Annotated in this window: 1 protein-coding gene; it reads right to left on the reverse strand. The window is 66.9% G+C overall.

Annotation, left to right across the window (positions count from 1 at the left end; genetic code table 11):
• Nucleotides 1–282: 282 nt before the first annotated feature.
• A partial coding sequence (locus AC1D0Z_RS23680; RefSeq protein ID WP_477660555.1) for an NUDIX hydrolase occupies nt 283–623 on the reverse strand: 341 nt, incomplete at its 5' end.

The following is a 623-nucleotide window of genomic DNA, read 5'->3' on the forward strand; positions in this document are numbered from 1 at the left end:
GCCTTGCAGGCCGCGGCTCGCGAGACGCTTCGCCTCTGTCGCCCGTCCAAGCCTGCGCAGGCAGGCTTGGAGCCGCGGGCTCCAGCCCCTCGGGGGCCGCCCGCCTGCGGCCCGGCACAGCCGGTTCCACGGCTCATGCTGGCTTGAAGAATTCTTTGGGTACGACTCGTGACTGAGGTATTTCACCAGCGGGGGCCGAGGGTCCGGCTTTGCCGGCCCCAGGCGCCGCCCCCTGGAAGGGGGGAACGGGCTACACGCTAGTGAGCCTGGACGGGGGTGGGCCTATGCGCTCAGAAAACGATAGAGATTACGCAGCATGCCAGCCGTCGCGCCCCAGATATAGCGCTCCCTGGCCTCGTTGCCATCACCTTCCATGGAGGGGTCGGAGTACGGCATGGAAAGCCATTGGCGTAGGGCGCCGTCGAATTCCATCTCGTGGCGGCGATGGTTGGCCGGGTTCATCAGGTAGCCCAGCGGCACCTCGAAGACATCTGCGACTTCACCGGGGTTGGGCTGCAGCACGAAGCCGGGCTTCACCAGCGCCACGACCGGCGTGATGATGAAAGCGGTGCCGGTGACGTAGGTCGGCAAGGTGCCCAGCACCTCCACATGGTCGCGCGGCA

This window comes from Polaromonas sp. P1_E3 (assembly GCF_056405935.1).